The sequence below is a fragment of the Fibrobacter sp. UWB2 genome (assembly GCF_002210425.1).
Classification (GTDB): Bacteria; Fibrobacterota; Fibrobacteria; order Fibrobacterales; family Fibrobacteraceae; genus Fibrobacter; species Fibrobacter elongatus.
This window is the reverse complement of the sequence record NZ_MWQK01000001.1, coordinates 575,619-596,533: the sequence shown is the minus strand read 5'-3', so window position 1 is coordinate 596,533 and position 20,915 is coordinate 575,619. Positions and strand designations below refer to the sequence as shown.

Annotated in this window: 14 protein-coding genes, 1 tRNA gene and 2 pseudogenes; 12 read left to right on the top strand and 5 right to left on the bottom strand. The window is 43.7% G+C overall.

Annotated elements, in window-relative coordinates; translation table 11 throughout:
• The first annotated feature begins 56 nt into the window (after positions 1-56).
• From B7982_RS02560 to B7982_RS15195, 4 genes and pseudogenes are all read left to right on the top strand, one after another.
• Positions 57-284: a hypothetical protein gene (locus tag B7982_RS02560; RefSeq protein ID WP_088659408.1), complete on the top strand. Its 228-nt coding sequence runs from the start codon at positions 57-59 to the stop codon at positions 282-284.
• 101 nt (positions 285-385) lie between these two features.
• Positions 386-1,084 (top strand): hypothetical protein, encoded by a 699-nt coding sequence (locus B7982_RS02555; protein ID WP_088659407.1) that lies wholly within the window; start codon positions 386-388, stop codon positions 1,082-1,084.
• Positions 1,085-1,256: 172 nt separating this feature from the next.
• Positions 1,257-1,556 (top strand): annotated as a pseudogene (locus tag B7982_RS15200) (DUF4157 domain-containing protein); the annotation flags it as partial.
• 1,142 nt (positions 1,557-2,698) lie between these two features.
• Positions 2,699-3,160: pseudogene (locus B7982_RS15195) on the top strand (DUF4157 domain-containing protein); the annotation flags it as partial.
• A gap of 676 nt (positions 3,161-3,836) precedes the next feature.
• Here B7982_RS15195 and B7982_RS02540 read toward each other — a convergent pair.
• Positions 3,837-4,208 (bottom strand): hypothetical protein, encoded by a 372-nt coding sequence (locus B7982_RS02540; protein ID WP_088659406.1) that lies wholly within the window; start codon positions 4,206-4,208, stop codon positions 3,837-3,839.
• A gap of 193 nt (positions 4,209-4,401) precedes the next feature.
• On the opposite strand from B7982_RS02540, the gene B7982_RS02535 reads away from it, so the two are divergent.
• From B7982_RS02535 to B7982_RS02525, 3 genes are all read left to right on the top strand, one after another.
• The gene (locus B7982_RS02535; RefSeq protein WP_144065907.1) at positions 4,402-5,139 is read left to right on the top strand and encodes a DUF3800 domain-containing protein; all 738 of its coding nucleotides are present in this window, start codon (positions 4,402-4,404) and stop codon (positions 5,137-5,139) included.
• 85 nt (positions 5,140-5,224) lie between these two features.
• On the top strand, positions 5,225-5,779 hold the full coding sequence (locus B7982_RS02530; RefSeq protein WP_088659404.1) for a DUF1353 domain-containing protein: 555 nt from the start codon (positions 5,225-5,227) through the stop codon (positions 5,777-5,779).
• Positions 5,780-5,919: 140 nt separating this feature from the next.
• A complete protein-coding gene (locus tag B7982_RS02525; protein ID WP_088659403.1) occupies positions 5,920-8,217 on the top strand; it encodes an HD domain-containing phosphohydrolase in 2,298 nt (765 codons plus the stop codon).
• Positions 8,218-8,357: 140 nt separating this feature from the next.
• Here B7982_RS02525 and B7982_RS02520 read toward each other — a convergent pair whose 3' ends face one another.
• Positions 8,358-10,700: a hypothetical protein gene (locus B7982_RS02520; protein ID WP_088659402.1), complete on the bottom strand. Its 2,343-nt coding sequence runs from the start codon at positions 10,698-10,700 to the stop codon at positions 8,358-8,360.
• An 84-nt stretch (positions 10,701-10,784) separates the two neighbouring features.
• Positions 10,785-13,019 carry a hypothetical protein gene (locus B7982_RS02515; protein WP_088659401.1) on the bottom strand — a complete coding sequence of 745 codons (2,235 nt, stop codon included), beginning with the start codon at positions 13,017-13,019 and terminating at the stop codon, positions 10,785-10,787.
• A 973-nt stretch (positions 13,020-13,992) separates the two neighbouring features.
• On the opposite strand from B7982_RS02515, the gene B7982_RS02510 reads away from it, so the two are divergent.
• From B7982_RS02510 to B7982_RS02495, 4 genes are all read left to right on the top strand, one after another.
• Positions 13,993-15,648, top strand: a complete 1,656-nt coding sequence (locus tag B7982_RS02510) for a PLAT/LH2 domain-containing protein (protein WP_088659400.1) — start codon at positions 13,993-13,995, stop codon at positions 15,646-15,648.
• 146 nt (positions 15,649-15,794) lie between these two features.
• Positions 15,795-16,916: a radical SAM protein gene (locus tag B7982_RS02505; RefSeq protein WP_088659399.1), complete on the top strand. Its 1,122-nt coding sequence runs from the start codon at positions 15,795-15,797 to the stop codon at positions 16,914-16,916.
• Positions 16,917-16,946: 30 nt separating this feature from the next.
• Positions 16,947-17,255 (top strand): hypothetical protein, encoded by a 309-nt coding sequence (locus B7982_RS02500; RefSeq protein ID WP_088659398.1) that lies wholly within the window; start codon positions 16,947-16,949, stop codon positions 17,253-17,255.
• A gap of 161 nt (positions 17,256-17,416) precedes the next feature.
• Positions 17,417-17,489: transfer RNA gene (locus B7982_RS02495), tRNA-Arg, on the top strand.
• Between the two features lie 50 nt (positions 17,490-17,539).
• Here the strand turns inward: B7982_RS02495 and B7982_RS02490 are convergent.
• Positions 17,540-18,127, bottom strand: coding sequence for an L-threonylcarbamoyladenylate synthase (locus B7982_RS02490; RefSeq protein ID WP_088659397.1), 588 nt, complete (start codon positions 18,125-18,127; stop codon positions 17,540-17,542).
• Positions 18,128-18,211: 84 nt separating this feature from the next.
• On the opposite strand from B7982_RS02490, the gene B7982_RS02485 reads away from it, so the two are divergent.
• A complete protein-coding gene (locus tag B7982_RS02485; RefSeq protein WP_088659396.1) occupies positions 18,212-19,582 on the top strand; it encodes a chloride channel protein in 1,371 nt (456 codons plus the stop codon).
• Positions 19,583-19,732: 150 nt separating this feature from the next.
• Here B7982_RS02485 and B7982_RS02480 read toward each other — a convergent pair whose 3' ends face one another.
• The gene (locus tag B7982_RS02480) at positions 19,733-20,797 is read right to left on the bottom strand and encodes a peptidoglycan DD-metalloendopeptidase family protein (RefSeq protein ID WP_233138326.1); all 1,065 of its coding nucleotides are present in this window, start codon (positions 20,795-20,797) and stop codon (positions 19,733-19,735) included.
• Between the last annotated feature and the right edge of the window lie 118 nt (positions 20,798-20,915).

Genomic DNA, 20,915 nt, shown 5'->3' with positions numbered 1-20,915 from the left:
CATTCCCGCCTCCGAGCGGGAATCACCCTCTCGTTTTAAACAAAAAAGGAAAAAATATGACCTCTACATACACTCAAAAATCCGATGCCCTCCAGCGCATGGCCTCCCACAACGCCGCAAGCGTCATTGACTCCTCTGCACAGGGCGCAAGCCTCCAGCGCAAAGCCGATATGATGGGTGGCGCAATCCAATGCGCATCCCTCGAAGAAGAGGAAGAACCCGTCCAAGGCAAGTTCATCCAACGCGCGTCCCTCGAAGAGGAAGAATGCCCAGCTCAGGGCTAGTTCATCTAGCGCGAAGCAATCCTCGAATTGGAAGAACTCACTCCGCATTGTCATTCCCGCCTCCGAGCGGGAACCTCCTTCTCGTATAAAAGGACATCCCTATGAACTCTACATACGCACAAAAGTCCTCTACCGTCCAAAAGGCCGCTGACACCAAAGCCGCCTCTGTCCTTGATTCGTCCGCACAAGGCGAATCTCTTCAGCGCAAGGCTGATATGGCTAACGCTGCCCAGCGAGTTGTGCAGAGGGTTGCTCTAGATACAAATATTTATAAAAGTTGTTTTCAGAATTCAAATGCTTGCGTTGGAGCGCCCACTGTAGAAGGAGATGAGGTTGATAATAATGTTTATTATTCTACTCTTGCTAGTGATGGTAATAATAAACTATATAATACGGATGTCGAAGCAAAGAATGCTGCTAAAATGGTGGCAAAAGAAGCATCTCGAAATGAACCACTTGAAAAAGCTGATATTGATGAAGTTGATAGAATAAAATGGAATATCAAACTAGAAGATAAAGATAATAATCCTGTATCAGGGCCTGAAACGTTAGAGGTTACGATGTATAAATATCTAAATGAAAGGGGTCAACCTGATTATAAGTATGTTGGATATGGATTTGCGTATCATTCGATGGATTCTACTAATATGATGTGTCGAGGAAATCTTGCTCCTGCAATAGTTCGTCATTATCATGCTATAAAACGGGAGTTGATTAGAAATTCTGGTGAATTTGAAAAAAAAAGTGCTACTTATGATCAATTAGGTACTACAAAACACTATTTGGTAAAGCCTTATTGAGTTTTAGGGGAGAACTATGTTTTATTGTAGTACAAAGAAAGAAAAAATTGGGCAAAAAAATACAAATATTGGCGGTTCCTCTATTTTTGATTCGTCTGCGCAAGGCGAATCCCTCCAGCGCAAAGCAGATATGGCGAATAACGCAGCCCAGCGTGCAGAAGTCCCTCGACCGAATAACACGGGTATGCCTGACAATTTGAAGGCCGGAATCGAGAGCCTCTCAGGATTCTCGATGGACGATGTGCGTGTGCATTATAATAGTCCCAAACCTGCGACTGTGCAGGCTCTTGCCTACACGCAAGGGACCGATATTCATGTTGCCCCCGGTCAAGAAAAATGCCTCCCGCACGAAGCGTGGCATGTAGCTCAGCAAATGGCCGGCCGCGTTTCTCCCACTACGAATATCAACGGCATGCCTGTGAATGATAATGCTGCGCTAGAGCATGAAGCCGATGTGATGGGGGCGCAAGCCGTGCAGTACTGTTTTGATAACAGATTTTGTTCTGATTCAGTTTGTAGAAACGTAAGTTTATCTCCAAATGTATCTTTTCAAACAAAGAGAGCCTCTTTGAAAGGAGTTGTTCAAGGGGTGTTTATAAAAGAATCTTTTTCTGAATATCTCATTCGAAAAGCTGTTGTTGAATCTATTACTTTGGGGCATTTGAATGATTATTGGAATGAACAAGAAATAGATTTGATGGTTGAATATTTCGAATCTTATTGTAGCTATAAAAAAGTTAATGAAAAAATGAATGAAAAAGTGAAACAAATAAAAGAAGAACTAAAAAAGAAAAATGCTCCTGTTGATGGTGACTTTAAGAAAAACGTGGATAAGTTTGTTGAAAATTTAAATGAAGGTTTGAAAAAATTATTTGATGAAAATCCGGCTCTTAAAAAGAGCCTTAATAGTAGATATATCTTTGGTTTTCAAGATGGTGTTCGAAAAGTGGAAAATCCTGATTGGTCAACATGTGAAAGCGCTCTTGCTGCTGTGAATGGAATTCCGAAATCTGAATTTGTCCCCCCCCAAGGGCATGATATGGCTAACATTCCTGTAATTCCATGGTCTGTTGCAAAATGTGAATTCCCTACATCTTTGGTGAGATTGATGCGGGATATCTATATCGAATGGTATTATGGACGAGTTATGGATGAACGAACGCAAGATGAACAAGCTAGAAAAGAAAAAAATTGTAATACACCAGGGGCCTTAAGAAGTTGGCATGCAAATGGAAATGGCTCTTTGCCTGGTTTGACCATGCCGGAAACGTTCGATAGTCAATTACATAATCACTATGATCAAACCTCACAAAATCCATATGATGGTGAAGGAGGAGGCCCTAAGGGTAAATCTATATCTAGACCTGTGGGGTATGCTGAATATACGGGAACGGGAATGGGTGACGATAGAGATAATTGTAAAATTGTTTTGGATTATGTTCATGGATATATGTATTTAACACTGACTCATTATTCTTTTTGGAAAGTTACGGGCAAAAAATATGAGGTGCTTGATAAAACGGGTGAAGGAGAGAAGGATACTTTAAAAAATCCATGGTTTAAGATAGAAATGAATAGTTGATGATATATCATTTTTAGAAAAATAATTAAAGTATGAATTTGTCTGTTGTGTACGCAAAAAAAATAACATTTAATCAAAAGAAGACTTCTTCAAACGCCGCCGCAGTCCTAGATTCGTCAGCACAAAACGAATCCCTCCAGCGCAAAGCTGATATGGCAAATAACGCTACTCAGCATGCGGAGGCTCCGCGACCGAATAATACGGGAATGCCGGATAATTTGAAGGCGGGAATCGAGAGCCTTTCAGGATTCTCGATGGACAATGTGCGTGTGCATTACAACAGTTCCAAACCTGCGACTGTGCAGGCGCTTGCGTACACGCAGGGTACGGATATTCATGTTGCTCCCGGTCAAGAAAAATGCCTCCCGCACGAAGCATGGCATGTCGCTCAGCAAATGGCCGGCCGCGTTTCACCTACAACAAACATCAACGGCATGCCGGTTAATGATAATGCTGCGCTAGAGCACGAAGCTGATGTCATGGGGGAGAATGCAGTACAATGTAAGAAAAATAGTTCTTTAATGTTTTCTAAAAACGTATTTGAAAATGTAGTTCAATGTCAAAAATATAATCTTAGAACAGGTGATTTTCCTAAAAATTGGCCTACAAAGTTTTTACCTACAGGAAAATCTGTTGAGTCTAGAAAAGAAGAAATACCAGAGATTGGATGTGTGTATTCGAATCTTTTATGCGGAAATAATGAATTGTGCAAAGGTGTAGAATTTGCAAAACAAAACGCTCTAGGTCGAGCCGGTGTTAAAAATGTTGATAAATTGCATTCACATGAATTTAATTTAGAAAATGGTACAATGAAATTGTATTGGGCTCTCCCAAAGAAGAAGCCTCCGAAACAAAGTTGTATAGGCATTGAAGTGGAGGCTAAAGGATATGTATATCATGAGGGACATAATAATGTATCAGTGATAAAAAAGACGACTGATGGTATTATAATAAAAGAAAATCCAGCTCATTGTCATGCGGTATCATTGAAAATTTTTCAATATGCAAATGGTTCTTTTTATTGTCTAGAAAAAGAATATACTAATATCGGTGGTGAAGATGTACATTTTCTTATTGAACCTCCTTTCAATGTGTAAATTATATTTGAGTTAATCTCCTATCCTAAACCATGGTGCTGCATAAGAGCTAAAAGTATTATCTTTCATTCTCTCACCCCCTCGCCATCGCAACCCCAATCCCCGCAACCTCAGCAATAATCACCCCCAACACCAGGAGGATGACTCGAGGGGAAACGTTCACTTTGCAGCCGACGGTTTTCGAGGCGCGGAGGCTTGCTCCGCCTGAGACAACGGTGACGCATTCGAGTTTTCCGTCTGCGATGCGTCCGCCGTTTTCTGTTTTGTTGTATTTGTAGACGATTATCTTGTCACCGACTTTGGGCGTGTTGTACAAATTGCGCAAGGCCGATTGCTTCACGAAATAGTTGAGACCGTCGATTGAGGCAACACCGTGTCCTTTGGCTTCATCCCATTGCGAGATTGTGGCGATATCTGTAGGAATATTTTTTTTTGCGAATTTCATGTGTTATAAAGTACTAAAAAAAGTGATTAATCAGTGATTTAATCGATTAATCACTTTTCTTTTTTGGATAAATATTCCTTTTTTGACTTAAATTCATCGGTTTTTGCATTGGCATGAATTTTGCAATTGTTGACGATGATGAAGCTATTTGTTATTTTAAAGATATTAGAGTCAAGAGTGCTGCCTTTATGCGGTGCGTCAGGTTATCCTGCTTGGCTCTCTTTTTTATTTTGGAGGGGTGATGTATCTGTTGTATGCAGATGACTCTGGAGTCGCCTCTGATCCTAATGCTAAATACAGCGTGTTAGCTGGTTTCGCAACTTTTGAAAACCAAACATATTGGATTCAAAAGGCTGTTGACGCTGTTATGGAAAAATATCTTGGGAGAACAGATGTTGAATTGCATGCGAGTCCGATAAGGAGTGGTAAAGGTTATTGGCGGAGCGTTCCTAAGCAAACGAGAGATTGCTTGTTGAAAGATTGTCTTGCTTGTATTAAGATGAATTATCCCCGTCAGTTTATTTTATTTGGCTCTGTTGTGAGCAATAAAAATGAAAGCGTATCTGAAGAATTATTTTCTCAATTGACAAGCCGGTTTGATAAGTTTTTAAAAAGAAAATTTATAAAACATGGGGATTCCGCTAGAGGTCTTTGCATTTTTGACAAATCCAAGATGGAAAATCAATATCAGAATTGGTCTCGGATTTATCAAACTCTAGGAAACCGATGGAACGAAAAGTTAAATAATTTTGCAGAAGTACCTTTGTTTCTTGATTCTTCGATATCGCGGTCTATTCAAATTGCTGATTTGGTGGCTTTTTCGCTATATCGATATTTTGAACATGGCGACGACTCTTATTATTCTATTATTAAGGATTGCTTTGATAAAGATAATTCTCAAATTCATGGTTTATTTGTTTCTGAAAGGTAAAAGACAGTTTGTTTGGATGACAATCCCAATAAATTTTATATCTTTTACTTCGTGTGCACAATAGCGTTGCACCGTGAAGGAGTTTATGGCTAACTTAAAAATGTATATCGACAAGGTAAAGAGCAGAACCTACCTCGAAAAAGAACGCAATTCCATTACCGTGGACGATGTCACGATCGATTTCCCGCTTATGTTCGATGGCAACGGCAAGATGTATTTCTTCAAGCTCGACCGTTACGTGTACGTCAAGGGTACGCGCTACACCAAGGCCGATGGTAAGACTCGCGACTTTTTGCTGACTTGCCTTTTCAAGAAGGGCTTCATGTCCGATGGCGCGTCGACTCCGACTTTTGCGCAGTTCATCGTTCCGGATATCAAGAAGGGTAACGATGTCTACAACTCGGCCCCGTTCATTCACGATGGACTTTATATGTGCAAGGGCGTTGTCGATGGTGCAGACCTCACTCGCGAGGAATGCGACGACATTCTTCGTGGCATCTGGCGAATCGCGGGCATGTGCCGCCTGGTTGCAGGTGCTGCCGACTTCGGTATCCACGTTTTTGCGGGCTCGAACGACCACTGGGGTAACGACTCCAACAATTGCAAGCACTTGTTCAAGGCCAAGTTCGAATACCGCTAATTAAAAAGAATCACGAGCTTATCTTGTCATGCCCGCTTCCGAGCGGGCATCTCCTTTTATATGATGTTTTTTACGGCAAGTTCGTGTAAGGCTCCCATTTTTTTATTTATTTTATGTAAGCTAAAAGGAAGAATTTGGGTATGAGAAAGTATGTTTTGAAATTTAAATTAAAACTGAAAGCGATATGGGCATCCGTCGAGGGCTTTTTCTCGCGGTCGAGGAACATCCTCTTGCTGATGCTCGTGGGCCTGCTCCTGAACGTCATCCCCGCCAAGCTTGCTATTTTCTTTGGAATACCTCTCTTCTTGGACTGCTTGGGCACCGTGCTTACGGCCATGCTCGGCGGTTACCTGCCTGCGGTTATCGTCGGCTTTAGCGTGAACGCCATCAACGGAATTTCGGAGCCGGTCGCGACTTACTATGGCGTCCTGAGCATTTTAATTGCGACGCTTGCGACATTCCTTTTTCGTCGAGGATTCTTCCATCATATCTGGAAACTGCTCATAGTCATATTGCTCTTTGCGTTGATTGGCGGTGGTATCGGTTCCGTCTTTACATATGCTTTGTACGGGTTCAATTTTGGCGAGGGCATCTCGGCGCCGTTCGCGATTGCGTTCCACGACGTTTTGCACTGGAACCGTTTTTATTCGCAACTCTTTGCTGATATCGTAATTGACGTTTTTGACAAGAGTGCCATTGTTCTTTTGTCTGCTCTTATTTTTCGCTTTATCCCGCGTCATGTCAAGGACGAACTTAAAGATGTCCAGCTGTTCCATCATAAGAATGCCGACAAGGGTTTTTCTTCGGATAAAAAAACAATTCGCCATTCCTTGCTGAACAAGGTCGTGATCATGGTGATTGTCGCCGAAGTCCTTTTGGGCGGGCTTGCGAGCATGATCGGGTTCTTCTTGTATCGTGACAACTGCATCAATAATTTTGTCAGTATCGCAAGGGGTGTGACCGAAGCGGCGTCTATTGCAATTGATGCCGAAAAGGTGGACAATTACATAGCGCAGGGTTATGAGGTCGAAGGCTATGCTCATACCCGTGATGTGCTTGGAGGTATTCGTGAAAGCTTCCCGCAGACAAAGTACGTGTATGTGTACAAGATTTTGCCGGATGGTTGTCACGTGGTATTTGACCTCGATACGGATGGCATACCGGGTGGCGCTCCGGGCTCCTTGGTGGAATTTGACCCCTCGTTTGAACCCTATTTGCCGAAGCTTTTGGCGGGCGAGGAAATCGAGCCGATTATTTCTGATGACCAGTTTGGCTGGCTCCTCACCGTTTACAGGCCGATAAAAAATGCAGCGGGGAACACCGTTGCCTACGTGGCAGCTGATATCTCGATGGAATCCATTGTGCGCGACGAGGCCATGTTCTTTATCAAGCTGTTGTCGCTCTTCTTTGGTCTCTCGCTGATTATTATGATGGTGATTATTGAGGTGATGAAGCACGGCTTTGTGGTGCCTGTGAATAAGATGTCTCATGCCGCCATGAAAATTTCCGGGGCTACGATGCGTACGGCGATGGCGTTTGAAATGGGCAAGCTCGATCTTTCGCTGATTCAAAATGCAGTTGCTTATGTGAAGGACCTCAAGATTAATACAAGTGATGAAATCGGCCAATTGTACGACCATTTCAATTCGATGACCGAGGACACCCAGAGCTTTATTGAACAGGTGCGCGACCAGGTTCTTAGAATTCAGAAAATGCAGAACGTGATGATTACGGAATTCGCGGAACTCGTTGAAGCGCGCGACAAGAACACTGGCGACCACATCAAAAAGACTGCAGAATACGTCGAAGCGATTGCGAAAGAATTGCGTGCCGAAGGCAAGTTCAAGGGTGTGTTGAATGATGGCTACATCAGTAAACTCAAGCAGGCAGCTCCGCTTCATGACATCGGTAAAATTGCGGTTTCGGACTTGATTTTGAACAAGAACGGCAAGCTTACCGACGAAGAATTTGCCATCATGAAGAGCCACACGACAGAAGGTGGCCGAATCCTCAAGAAAATCGTGCACGATGCTGGTGACACGTTCGATGCGGGCTACCTCAACGAATCTATTGAAATGGCTAGCTACCACCACGAAAAATGGGATGGCTCGGGCTACCCCGAACACCTCAAGGGCGAAGAAATCCCGCTCTCTGCGCGAATCATGGCCGTTGCCGACGTCTTTGACGCCCTCATCGCCGAACGCGTGTACAAAAAGGGATTCCCGTACGAAAAGGCGATGTCGATTATCACCGAAGGGGCGGGCAAACACTTTGACCCAGTCGTCGTCGAAGCCTTCACGCACATTTCCAAAGCTTTGTACGACGCCCGCACAAGAGTCACGCTGGAAGCGGGCGAGACTGCTGAAAATGCGATGGGTGCCGTGGCTGCAGAAAAAGCAACGGAAAATGCCGCGCCGGGTGCCGCGAAACCTGTATAGATTGTCATGCCCGCCACTTTGTCATCCCGGACTCTGTTCCGGGAGGGCTTCTCCATCTCGGAATCTAGAAAGCCTAGCCCCTTGCGGGACTAGGCTTATGTTTTGGATGTTTGTTTTGCGTGTTAATGGAAAGGAGAGAATTAAACTAATGGTTCGGTGGTATTTTCTTCTGTTTCTGTAGAAACATCTTCTTGTGTAATTTCTTCTGTTTGAGAAACATCTTCGGTGGGAGTGGGCTCGCTTTCGTAAGGGCGTTCTACATTTTCTAAGTATTTTGCCTTTTCTTTAAGGATTGCCTTGTATGCCTCTACAAATTCAGAAATGGAAGATACCTGCTGAGCATTGCGTGTTTCTTCGGACATGGATTCAAAAGGCTCGCTCTGGTCGGCACGTGTTGCTTCAAGGAAGTAGCCAATCAATTGCGTGGAATCAATTCTTACTGTGACCGTATTTTCGTGAATCCAGGTGCTTGTGTTTGTTTGCTGCGAGAAAGAATTCTCTGATGCGTTTTGGAAAATCAGGAACCCGCGTCCCGAAGAGGCTTGCTTTTCGATGGCGCGATATTCATCCATGATGTCCTTCTTTTCTTTGCCTGTGAATTCAAATGTGATTGTAATATCGCGGGCAATCACCATGGCAACTGGATAGCACGGGAAAATGCAATTTCTCATATCTTTTAAGCGCTCTTCCGTGATGCCGTCGTAGTTGTCGGATTTTGGGGAAATCATTGCAGATCCCAACTTGAGCATATCCTTTGTCAATGCGAATACGCCTGGGTTGAACCATTCTCGCTCAATGCCGATTTTCGCGATGTTCATTCCAATATGGATTTTGCATTTCTTGAAAAGTTCGCTGCTGAAAGCGCTAGAACTGCTTGTCGAGGAAATGTTGTTGAATAGATATTGGGAGCCCTGCTTGTACGTGCTGTTTGATACGGTGTATGATGTTTGCTGTTCTAGGGATTCCATACTAGAATCTATGACGATGTTTGTGAATCCTTTGGGGACAACCGAGGTGGATAGTGGCAAATTCCTGGTATTGGATTCAATGCTTGATGAAAGCGACAACTGCTTTTGTAGCTCAGTGATTTTCTCGTCGAAAATCTTAATTTGATCTGTAATAGGATCTAGATGATTTTGAATATGGTCTAATTTCTTTTCTTTAATTTCGGTTCTGATGCTTTTTTCCAGTTCTTTAATGGCGGCAACGTATCTGTTTCTTTGGTTGATGTTTGTTGTTATATCTCTGTTGATCTTTACAGCGAGCTGGGCATCGCTTAATTTACTTTGTTCTTGTAATCTTGCGTTTTGCGAAAGTCTCTGCACTAGCTGCATAGAAACGCTTCGCTTTAAGTACGGCTTGATATCGGCAAATGGTGACTTTACGGCGAAATCACGTACCTGATCACCATACACAGTAGATGCCTGGGTTAAAGAACGTTCCATTTGCTTCTTTACCGTATCGACTTTTTTTAGATACGGCTTGATTTGGTCGCTAGAAATCAGAGCTGCAATATCCTCGATATAGGAGTACAATTGCATCCTGCGAATAGAGTAAGTCTGTATTTCAGATGCTATTGCCTCTGTGCTCCTTGCCATGTCTGATGGTGTAAATGATGTCCCGAGCATTTCAAACCAATTTGGCGGATTTAAACGTACGGGATAAACGTAAGAACCATTTGGAGTGATTTTTCTGACCCCGTTTAAGGCTTGACGGGCTTCTTGTAATTCAGCTCCTGTTCCACTATCTAGAACGCCTTCCAAAATTTTCATGTCGTTTGGAGATAAAACCGACAATATCTTGGCTTTCTTTTCGTTGATGATGTTTAAATGCTTTTCGGCTTCGTTTTCGTACCATTCCAAATAGGCGCTCTTGCCACGGTCTTTCTCTGACAAGCGGCCCTTAAATTCTATTTTCTTTTGATTCTTTAAATTAGCCCAAGCTTCGAGTTCTGCAATATAGTCCTCAAAAAGCTTGAAATAAACTTCTTGTAGAGTGTACCCCTTTTCGATGCCTTTCCCGAAATCGTAAGGGTATTCGCTAAGCAAAAGTTCTCGTAATTTGTTCTTGTAATCGGCAATGCTCTTGTTGAGCTTTGGCGTTAGCATGTCTAGTGCCGATTTGTATTGATATGGCAGCGAGAACCCGTTGTCGGTTCCCGTTATTCTGCAAGGATCGAACATCTTGTTTGCAAGACGTGATTCGTTTGCTTCGACCATTGGTGGCTTGGGTTCGCCGTTATCGTAGTTGTATTTGTAATCGTTTGCAACAATGGTTGTACCTGGAATTTGTAAACACAAAAATTGATTTTCGTTGTGCCCGCCGATGGCTGATGATATTTCGTTGTATATCATCGTGGCAAAGGAATTGTCGTTACCGTTGGTTTGTACGGGTTCCTCGGCCTTAACTAGTGGCGTTACTTGTTTTGTTATTTTTATTTTCTGAGTTTTCTTTTTTTGCTTTTTCTTAGTCTTAGCAGCCATGTCAAATCTCATAATTTAAATGGACACAAGGAAAAACGGGATTTCCCCGTTTCTCCTTGTGTTTTATTTTTGCGCTTACGATGATTAGGCTTCTTCTTTGAGCTTCTGGTCGATTAGTTCCTTGTAGGCGTTAACGAAAGCGATAATCGTATCGTCGCCGCTTTCGGTAGCAGGATATGCTGTACTTTCGTCCTTCGGCAGGTAGTGCTGGCAAATACCGATGATTTGCGGATTTGCGAATCGCATCGTAATGGACTTGTCGTCAGACATGGTCGACGTGGAGCTGTCGGATGAAGAAGAGCTGTTTCCGTTGCCCGCGTTGAATACGAAGAATCCCTTTGATTTAGAAGCTTCGCTTGATGCTGATGACATCTTGGTAGACGTGGTCGAAGAAGTTGTCGTAATCTTGATGGTCACGTCACGTGCGATAACAAATGCTGTCGGGTAGCACGGGAAGATATCTTCGTTCATCTCTTCTGGGGCGCTGTCAGGGCCGTGAGCGATGCAAAGAGTTCCTGTTCCTGTGTTCTTTGTTGCGACATTGTACATTTCGCCAGTCAATGCGAATACGCCTGGATTGAACCATTCGCGTTCAATGGTGACTTTGGCGATATTCATGCCGATTCGGATTTCGGTACCCGAGGATTCGCAAACTTCTTCAAAAGATGAAGTTGCTGTAGTCTTCTTTTGCTTTTTCTTGAAAATCCAGAAGCCCTTTGTTGTAGTCTTTGTCTTGACTTGGGTTTCCTGATGTGTTGATGTGGAGCTCTTTGATACGTTGTGGATAATCGTGAGCTGTGTAAATCCGTCAGGAACCGTTGGAGGAGTTGTAGAAGAAGTCTCAGAACCTTCGATGGATCCTGCGAGGTTCAACTTTGTGTTTAAAAGGTCTATTTTTCTATTGATTTCATTGTATTGATTTTGCAGAGCGTCGAGCAAAGCCTGTTGCTGTGTGAGGTTCTTGGACTTGATGAATGTGCCCAATGCGGACATGTAAGATTCCATCGCATTCAAGTAGGCCGATTGAGCTGCGTTGACCTTTGTACCTGCGCTGAAAATTGTGTCAATGCCTTGCTCTACAAGTTCACCAATGTTGACTCCAGGTGCAGATTTTTTGGAGCTATCTCCATTTTCGTCTTCTTTATTGGCTGTGTCGTTGAGTGCTTTTCCAAGGACTTTCTTTGCGTTTTCGTCGTTGCTGGTGTCGACGGTTCCTGTTGCGGCATCTGTCGGAACGCAGGCTGCGCAAACGGCCTTGGCAACGAATTTGGCAAAGTCCGAGAATCCGTTGTCCATGGAATCCTGTAAATTCTTGTCGGCTGTGTCAAAAGCTTCTTTTGTGCTATTGACTTTGTTTTGTTGTTCTGTTAACGCATCCTTTGTCGGAATGGATTTGCCTAAAGCTTCAATTTTTGCTTGCAAGGAACTTCTTCTTGTGTAGTACAGTTCCAATTCGTCGAGCAATGTTGCCGGAGAACTTAAAAGATCTACGGGTGTAAAGGATGTGTCGAGATAATCGAACCAATTTGTAGGATTAAACTTTACCGGGTAAATGTAGCCGCCGTTGGGACTGAGCTTACGGAAGTTGTTCATCGTTTGGCGGGCTTCTTGAAGTTCTGCACCAGATCCGCTATCAAGAATGCCTTCGATGATTTTCATATCGTTTGCGGAGAATACGGACAAAACTGCAGACATCTTTTCGTTGATTTCTGTGAGTCTAGCGTTTGCATTGTTCTCGTACCAAATGAGGTATTCGTTTTCGATTTTCTGGTTCTTTTCGGCGAGCGAAAGCCCGGCTTCGTTTTTAATCCTATTGGTTATGTTGTCACGTTCATTTTGACAGTCGCGAGACCATGCGCTGAGCTTTTCAACATACTTGTCGTAAAGGCGGAAGAACACTTCCTGGAATGTGTATTTTTTTCCGGGTTCATCGCCTTCGAACTTGTAAGGATAATTCTTGAGCAAAAGATCTCTAAGCTGATTCTTTGCTTTGGCAATGATTGGGTTCAATCTTGGGGTGAGTGCGTCAAGAGCTGATTTGTATTGGTGCTCTAAAGTTTTACCGTTGTCAGAAAGAACCATGTCAAACGGATCATAAAGCTTGTTTGCCAAACGTGATTCGTTTGCTTCAATTACGGGGCCCTTTGGGGCGTTGTTTTGGTAATCGTACGAAAAATCACTTTTTAAAAGCGTGATGCCGGGCAAAAGCAAGCAGAGCTTTTCGTTGGGGTTTGTTCCGCCGATGACTTTGTTGACTTCGTCATAAAAAGTCGCTGCAAATTGGTCTTGGTTCTGAGAGAGCTTTTGATCTTCAGCCATTATTTTGTCCTTCTTTAAAAGTTTTTGGGTGTATCGGGATTCTGTTTTTCTTGTTACGAAAAACAGTTTTGTATGCAATATAAATCGATATGATACAAGTATGATACATCTTTAGAATAACTTTTTCTTTACAAAATGTACTGGTGATACCTTAATCTGTTTACGGATAAGTTGTTTTATATAAATTTTTTGAGAACAAATATTGTTTGTATTTGCTTGTATATACTGATTTCGTTTGTTTGCTTTGAATAAAAATTGAGAACAAAAAATGTTTGAAATTGCTGTTAGTAATGAAAATACGTGTAAAATACTTTTTTCAATGGAATTCTTTGTGAAAATGAATCTAAAATAAAAGAATTTGCTGATTATTTTTGATTTTTGTTTTCTTGGAATTACTTTGTTTCTATTGTAAAATGTTTCGGGTGAAAAGTCGATTTTTAATTTGCTTGCTTGTTTACGTTGATAAATTTTGTAATTGAATCTTTGATTGAGTAATAAAAATTAAATTATTTGCTGAAATTTTAAAGAAAATGACTTGACTATTTTATTCGCTATTTGAGTACGCAAAAAAGAAAAAAATATGAAATTGTAAAATGTGAGCAGTAAATTACTTTTTTCATTTTTCGCTTTTTAAAGACTGGAAATATATTCGATCTTCTTTTTCTTGATTTTAAAATGTGAATAGAATCTATGAAATTTTTGTAGAATCCTTGATCTTATACGCTTTTGAAAAAGATTTGTGGCTGTTAATAAATTTTATATTATTTTGTTTATTTAAATAAATTAATTGTTGCTTTGAATTGATTTCGTGTTTTGATTTTTGCTTGTGGTGCCTGGAATTGGAGTTTGAAAGTTTACGTGCGAAAAAATCTATCAACATCTTCTTTGACGTATATTCGTAATGCTTTGGTAATACTATTGAAAGAAAATGGTATTGCTTGTGTGTTAACAACAAAAATAAAAGGAATAAAATATGGCTACACCTTATAGAATTAGAATCGTTACGGGCTCCATGAAGGACGCTGGCACAGACGCTCACGTGTTTCTTACCGCTGAAGGTACGAATGGGTCGTGTACGTGGAATAATCTTGACGATAAAAATGATAAAGATGATTTTGAAAAGGGTGATGTAAACACCATTGATGTGTCTGCTAATTATGATCTTGGGGATATCAAGAGAATTACCATTGGTCATGATAACAAAAATGGTCATGCCGGTTGGTTCGTGAGTTCTGTCTCGATCACCAATGTTGCAACTGGCAAGATGTGGACGTTCCTTACCAATCGTTGGCTTGCCAAGGATGAAGCTGATCGCAAGCTTTATGCGACCTTTACTCCGAGTAGCGTAACGCAGGTAACTGATTATCGAATTACCATTTTCACCGGTGAGGCAGCGAACGGGGCTGGTACTGACGCTACAGTTTATCTTCGTGCATTTGGCACGAATGGTAGTTTTTACTTGAGTGATTTTAACGATCCGAATGATAGTGACGATTGCGAAGCTGGTGAAGTGAATTCTGTAACCTATACTTGTGGATTAGACATTGGCGATATTGGAAGGATTACCATTGGTCATAATAATGCTAAGAAAGACGCCGCATGGTTTGTGGATGGCGTGAAAATCCAAAATCTCAGAACGGGTAAGGTCTGGAGCTTCCCTGTGTATAGTTGGCTCGCCAAGGATAAAGTTGGTGCTCAGCTTGAAAAAACTGTTTATGCGGGAAAGGATATGCCTCACTATAGCTATCTTGGACAGTATCCTGAAAATCGTGAAAATGGCTGGAGCGAAGAAATGAATGGCGTTTGCCATGATGATTCGAACTGGTATTTTACTCAAAATGGCAATATTTGGAAATTCCCGGTAGATCATGACTTGAAGTTGTCTTGCGGTGGTGAGGATCCGTCGCGTAAGATCTACAAGTATCATTATGGCTATCATCTTGGTGATATCGACTGCTATAATAAAATTTTGTTTGTGCCTGTTACGAAAAACGGTCGGCCGTATATTGTTGCTTTTGACACGGATAATATCCATAAACCGCTTGCGGTAAATGAAATGAAGCTTCCTAATGGATGCTATTTCGACGATATTGGCTGGCTTGCGATTAATCCGAATAATGGTTTGCTGTTTACATCGAATGGTTATATCCTAAAAAATAATCCGATATATGTTTATTCGATTGACTTTAATGCAATTCGTGCCGGTAGGGGTGATTTCTTGAAAATTTATACACAGGTCAATCTTCTTGATGAAGAAGGTGATGAATTTGTGGAGAGAGAATGCATGCAGGGTGGGTGCTTTGATAAGAGCAATAATTTGCATCTCTGTAATGGGTATTACAAAAATGAACATAGTAATAGAAAGGGCGGAATTACCGTATATGAAATTCCTGAACTTTCGTATAATCCCAATAAGGTTAATTACGCAAGAATTAGGGCTCGTTCCAATCAAAGCCATCACTTTAGATTCCAATTTAATACCTATGGCGAGGAGCCGGAAGGTATAACCTATTGGGATTTGGATAATGGCAAATCTCCGAATATTAAGGGCCAGCTCCATGCTATTATGCTTGATAATGCTGGTAGGGGTGATGACGACTTCTATTTCAAGCATTACCGCAAAATCTAAGTTTTGTTAGCGAATAAAAAAAACAGGGGTTCTGCTTAATGCGGAGCCTCCGTTTTTATTTTAATTGTATAAAAATGTTTGCAAATTAACATTTTAATACTTTATAGATATTTTGGTGTTATATTGTTGATAATTGGGAAGGGTAAGTGAATTTAGAATTAAGTATAACAGAACAGTGTAATCTTCGGTGTGATTACTGCTATTATAGGGATAGCCATGCGGCCCGTAAGGCTGTAATGTCCGACGAGGTTATGGAAAAGGCTGTCTCTCTTGCGCTTCGAAAAGCTGCTGAACTGAATCATAATTTTTTGAATATTACTTTTTTTGGCGGTGAACCTCTTTTGCGAATGGATATTATTCGTAAAACGGTTACGTTTGCCAGAAAATTGGTGAAGTCTCGTAGGAGCGAGTTGCCTAAGAAATTTAAGTTGCTTTTTACGGTCAACACAAATGGAACTTTGCTGAATGACGATGTTATCGGCTATCTTAAAAAAGAAGGCTTTTCTGTAGCGCTTTCATTGGATGGCCCGAAAAATAAGCAGAATTTGTCTAGGAAAACTGTTGATGGGCGAGGAAGCTTTAAATATATAGCTCCTTATATCCCTGCTTTGGTCGATTTGAACGCTGTTGTTTTGATGGTAATTACTCCAAAACATGTTCACGGTTTTTCTGATGCGGTAAAGTGGGTTTTCAAACAAGGCTTTACCAATGTGGGAACATCTCCTGATTTCAATGGAAAATGGACGAGTGAAGATTTTGATGCTTTGATTGTTGAATACGAAAAGCTGGCAAGATTTTGGTATAAAAGTAAAAGACAGAAAAAAGATTTTTATTTAAGCACTATTCAAGATAAAGTTTCGATGGAGCTGCTGGGCAAACGCCAAAAAGAATATACTTGCTTTATATCTTCAGAAGCCTTTGTTGTTGCGACGAATGGCAATGTGTTCCCTTGTTCGCGCTTTATATCAAGTCAGCCTAAAGCTCCTTATTCTTTAGGTAATGTTCTTGATGAACAAAGCGGTATTTATAAGAATATTTTGCCAAAGGCTGTAGAACGCTTTATCAATAATGATAAAAAGCAATGCAAAGAATGTGCTATCCGTTATCGCTGTCTTGCGCATGAATGCGGCTGCACATCTTTTTATACAACCGGCAGCCTGGAAGGTGTTTCTGCCGAAGTTTGTACGCATGAAAGAATCTTATGTGCCATCTGTGATGAATATGCAATGAAGTTGTATAGGAATGACAAGATGGAAAGCTTGTTATAACTAACCACAAACCTAAACAAAGAGGATAAAATGGCTACCAAAACCACGAAAAAAACTACATCCAAAACCACCGCTGTTGAAGAACTCGACCCGAAGGTGACCGTTAAGGCGACTAAGGAAGCTTCCGCCTTGCTGAAGCTTGCAAAACAGGTTGATGAAAAGTTTAAGGTCTTTGACCCGGTTCTTATCAAGGGTATCCCTGTTAGAACTAAGTATAAGGCAAACCTCAAGGAATTGAGAGCTAGCGTGGCTAAGATGGTCAAGTTCTTGGACGATCCGAAGCTCATCTTTGGTATTCCGTTCGTAGGAAACGCAAATAAGGTTGCAAAGAAAAAGTAATTTTTTCTTTCGATTTTTTGTTAGTTGTTGATAATGCGTCCGCCATCGTGAAAACGGTGACGGGCGTTCTTTTTTGACATCTTGGGTGCATCAGGCATTAAAGGTGGACGCTTTTGGTTGATAACTTCCGGATTATTTACTATATTCGTCTGCGCTTACTCGCCTGGTTAGTTCAGATGGATAGAACGAGTCCCTCCTAAGGATTAAACTCGCGTTCGACTCGCGAACCGGGTATAGCAAAAGGGTCGCTTTTCAGCGGCCCTTTTCTCTTACGTGAAAGTTTCTTACACCAGTTCCCCGCGGATGACTTCTACGCTGTCTCCGATGAGGCTCACGATGTTCGTCGGGTTGATTTCGATGTTGCCGCAGTCGACCATCATGTCTACGGAATGCTGGAACGTTTTCCAGATGTCGTCTGTCTCGTACATGTCCTCTTCGCTGAGCTTGGCTGCCGTGCTGAGGATGGGCTTGTCAAAGTGCTGGAAGAGTTCCTTGAAAAACGGGTGCGTCGGGATGCGGATGCCGATTTCCGGGCGTTTCACGTCGAGCTTGCGTGCAATGTGCGGGTCGGCGGGCAAAATGAATGTGTACGGGCCGGGCACTCGCTGCTTGATGATGTTGAACGCAAAATTGCTCACGTGGGCGTAGCCGGTGGCAAAGCGGATGTCTGGGACGATGAGCGCCATGAAGAATTTTTTCATGGGTTTCTTGAGGGCGTAAAGCTTGTGGATGGCCTTGGAGGATTCGGCGTTGCAGCCGATGGCGTAGCCAGATTCGGTGGGGTAGAGGACGAGTCCGTCGTCTTCGAGGATTTCGGCGGCCTGCTTCACGATGCGAGGCTGCGGATTATCTGGATGTACTTCGAGTCGCATAATTTTTTGCTATTTCGCTTTTTGGATTGGAAATATATAAAAAATGAGTGTGAAGGGAACCCCAAAATTTCTATCTTGCGGCCTGTGAAGCGTATTCATCGGACGATTGCGAAACTTCTCGTAGTGAATGGTTACTTGCCGAAGCTTGGGCTTGCTGCGGTAATCGGTTGCGTGACGGGGCTTGTCGCGGTTGCTTTCCATTTTGGGCTTGGCACGGCGATTGAATGGGTGCGTAAGCCGTGGACGCTTGGGCTTTTGCCGTGGTACGCTTTTGCCGCGGTGCCTGCGATTGGCGGGCTTGTTGTCGGGCTTTTCATCCACAAAGTGGCGCGTGCGCCGGAGACGGCGGGGCAGGGCACCGACAAGATGATTTATTCGTTCCATCACCAGGGCGGGAATGTGCGGGCGCGCGTGGCGCCGGTGAAGTTTGTGGCGAGCATCATGACGCTTGCGACGGGCGGCTCGGCAGGTTACGAGGGGCCGATTTCGCAGATTGGCTCAGGTATTGCATCGACGATTTGTAAGTTTTTCAAGATGCCGCGAATGATGCGCGGGCAGTTTATGCTGGCGGGCACGGCGGCAGGGCTTGGCGCCATTTTCAAGGCTCCGCTTGCGGGGGCGCTCACATCGGTCGAGATGCTTTATCGCGAGGACTTTGAGTCGAACGCCTTTGCGACTTCGATTATCTCGTCGGTGGTGGCGTTTACGGTTTATATTGCATTTGTTGGTTCCGCACCAGTGATTGGCTGCACGATGGATTTCCCGTTTACGAACGGCGTCGAGCTTTTGGCGTGCGCGCTGCTCGGAATTTTGTGCTTCCCGTTCTCGTACATGTATGTGCGTTGCTATTACGCTTCGGAACGGCGCTTTAGCAAGTGGGCGATTCCCGTGTGGCTCAAGCCTGCGATGGGTGGTGCGTTCATTTCGTTCTTGGTGCTTGCCTTCCCGGAGGTCTCGGGCGGCGGCTTTGAATTTATCGATAACCTGATGACGGGGCTTGTGCCGCATACCGTGTGGGGCGTGCTCCTCTTGCTCGGCATCGTGCTTGCTAAGATTGTGGCGACAGCGCTTACGGTCGGTTCGGGCGGTTCTGGGGGTGTCTTTGGACCATCGCTATTTATTGGTGGGGTTATTGGCGCCATGTTTGCTGGAATATGCGAACTTGCGTTCCCGGGATTTATCCGCATGCCCGAGATGTTCATTCTCGTCGGAATGGCCGCGTTCTTTGCTGGCGCTGCGAAGGCTCCGATTGCGGGTGTCGTGATGGTCTGCGAAATGACTGGCGGCTATAGCCTTTTGCCGGGCCTCTTGATTGCGGCCGTGATGCACATGGCTTTCTCGCGCAACTGGACGATTTATAAGAGTCAGGTGCTCAACAAGTTTGCGTCTCCGGCGCATCGCCGTGATATGGACCGCGAACTCATCCAGGCATACGATAAAATCGCTAAAGAGTAGTGCTCTCGACATCGTTGCCCGCCCGGCGGGTTTCTTGTTGTTTGTTACTAGAGTTGCAATTTTGTTATAAAAAGGAGATGCCCGCTCGGAGGCGGGCATGACAAATTTCTAGGCAGGCATTTCTCATCCTGCCGTTTGCTTTCTACGGCTTTATGAGCAGCGGAGTATTTGACCCGGGCGGATCTTTTCGGACTTGAGGTTGTTCAAACGCTTGATGCGTTCGACAGACGTGCCGTACTTGTGGGCAATCTTTCCGAGGCAGTCGCCGGGGCGGACCTTGTAGAACTTGCTCTTGCCGATTTCCTTCTGGTAGGCGGCTTCGGCTTCTTGCAACTTGTCTGTATCGAGCGTGACGGAGATGTCCCTGAACGTGCCTTCTGCAAAGTCATAGACTGTTTCCGGGTTGATGTACACGCCGTTGTAGCGCATTTCAAAGTGCAGGTGGGCACCGAACGAGCGGCCCGAGTTGCCTCCAACGCCAATCGTATCGCCGGCCTGGAGTTCATCGCCGACCTTGACCTTCCAGCGTTCGAGGTGGGCGTAAAGCGTGGTGAGGCCATTGCCGTGGTCCAAAATCACGTAGCGACCATAACCCTTGCGGCGGCCCTGGTTGCGGACCTTGACGACCTTGCCTGCGAATGCGGCGACAATCGTACGGTCTTCACCGTGGCAGAGACCGAGGTCAACACCGCGGTGCATGCGGTGCTTGCGCGGGCCGTAGTGGCCTGCGATGCGGCGGCTTTCCGTCGGGATGATGGATGTCGTCATGTCGAGGACAAAGAGCTTGGCCGGAGCTCCTGTGGAGGCGGAGTCCGTCGTTGCCTTGATATCGGCATCGGCTTCGGCGTATTCGCGTGCGGCTTCTTCGGTATCGAGGCTATCGCTGTTGATGCCTTCTTCGGTTCCGAGATCGCTTGTGATAGAATCTTGGGGCGCATCAAACTTGGCTACAGTTTCGACCTTCGGCTTTGCTGCAGCCTTAGCCTTGCGGGCCTTAGATTTTTTCTGGGTAAAATTGCTTTCGTTGATGAAAAATTTTCCGACGGTCGGGGCTTCAGCTTCTGGCGCAAAGTCGTTAATGCCGTCGATAGTCTGGTTCAATTCCGTGTTTCTGGAGTCAACCAAGCGAGGAACAATTTTTCCGGCCATGTCGTCATCTTTTGCAAAAAGGGCGATTGGCAGGACTCCTGCAATGAGTATAGTTTTAATCTTCATATAAAATACGCAATCTATATATATGGGCTCAAAAATACTCAAATTTTAGGGTTTTGTCACTATGTTTAGGATATTTTTTCACGGGATATTAACAAGAAAACTTTGTGTAGTATTCTTG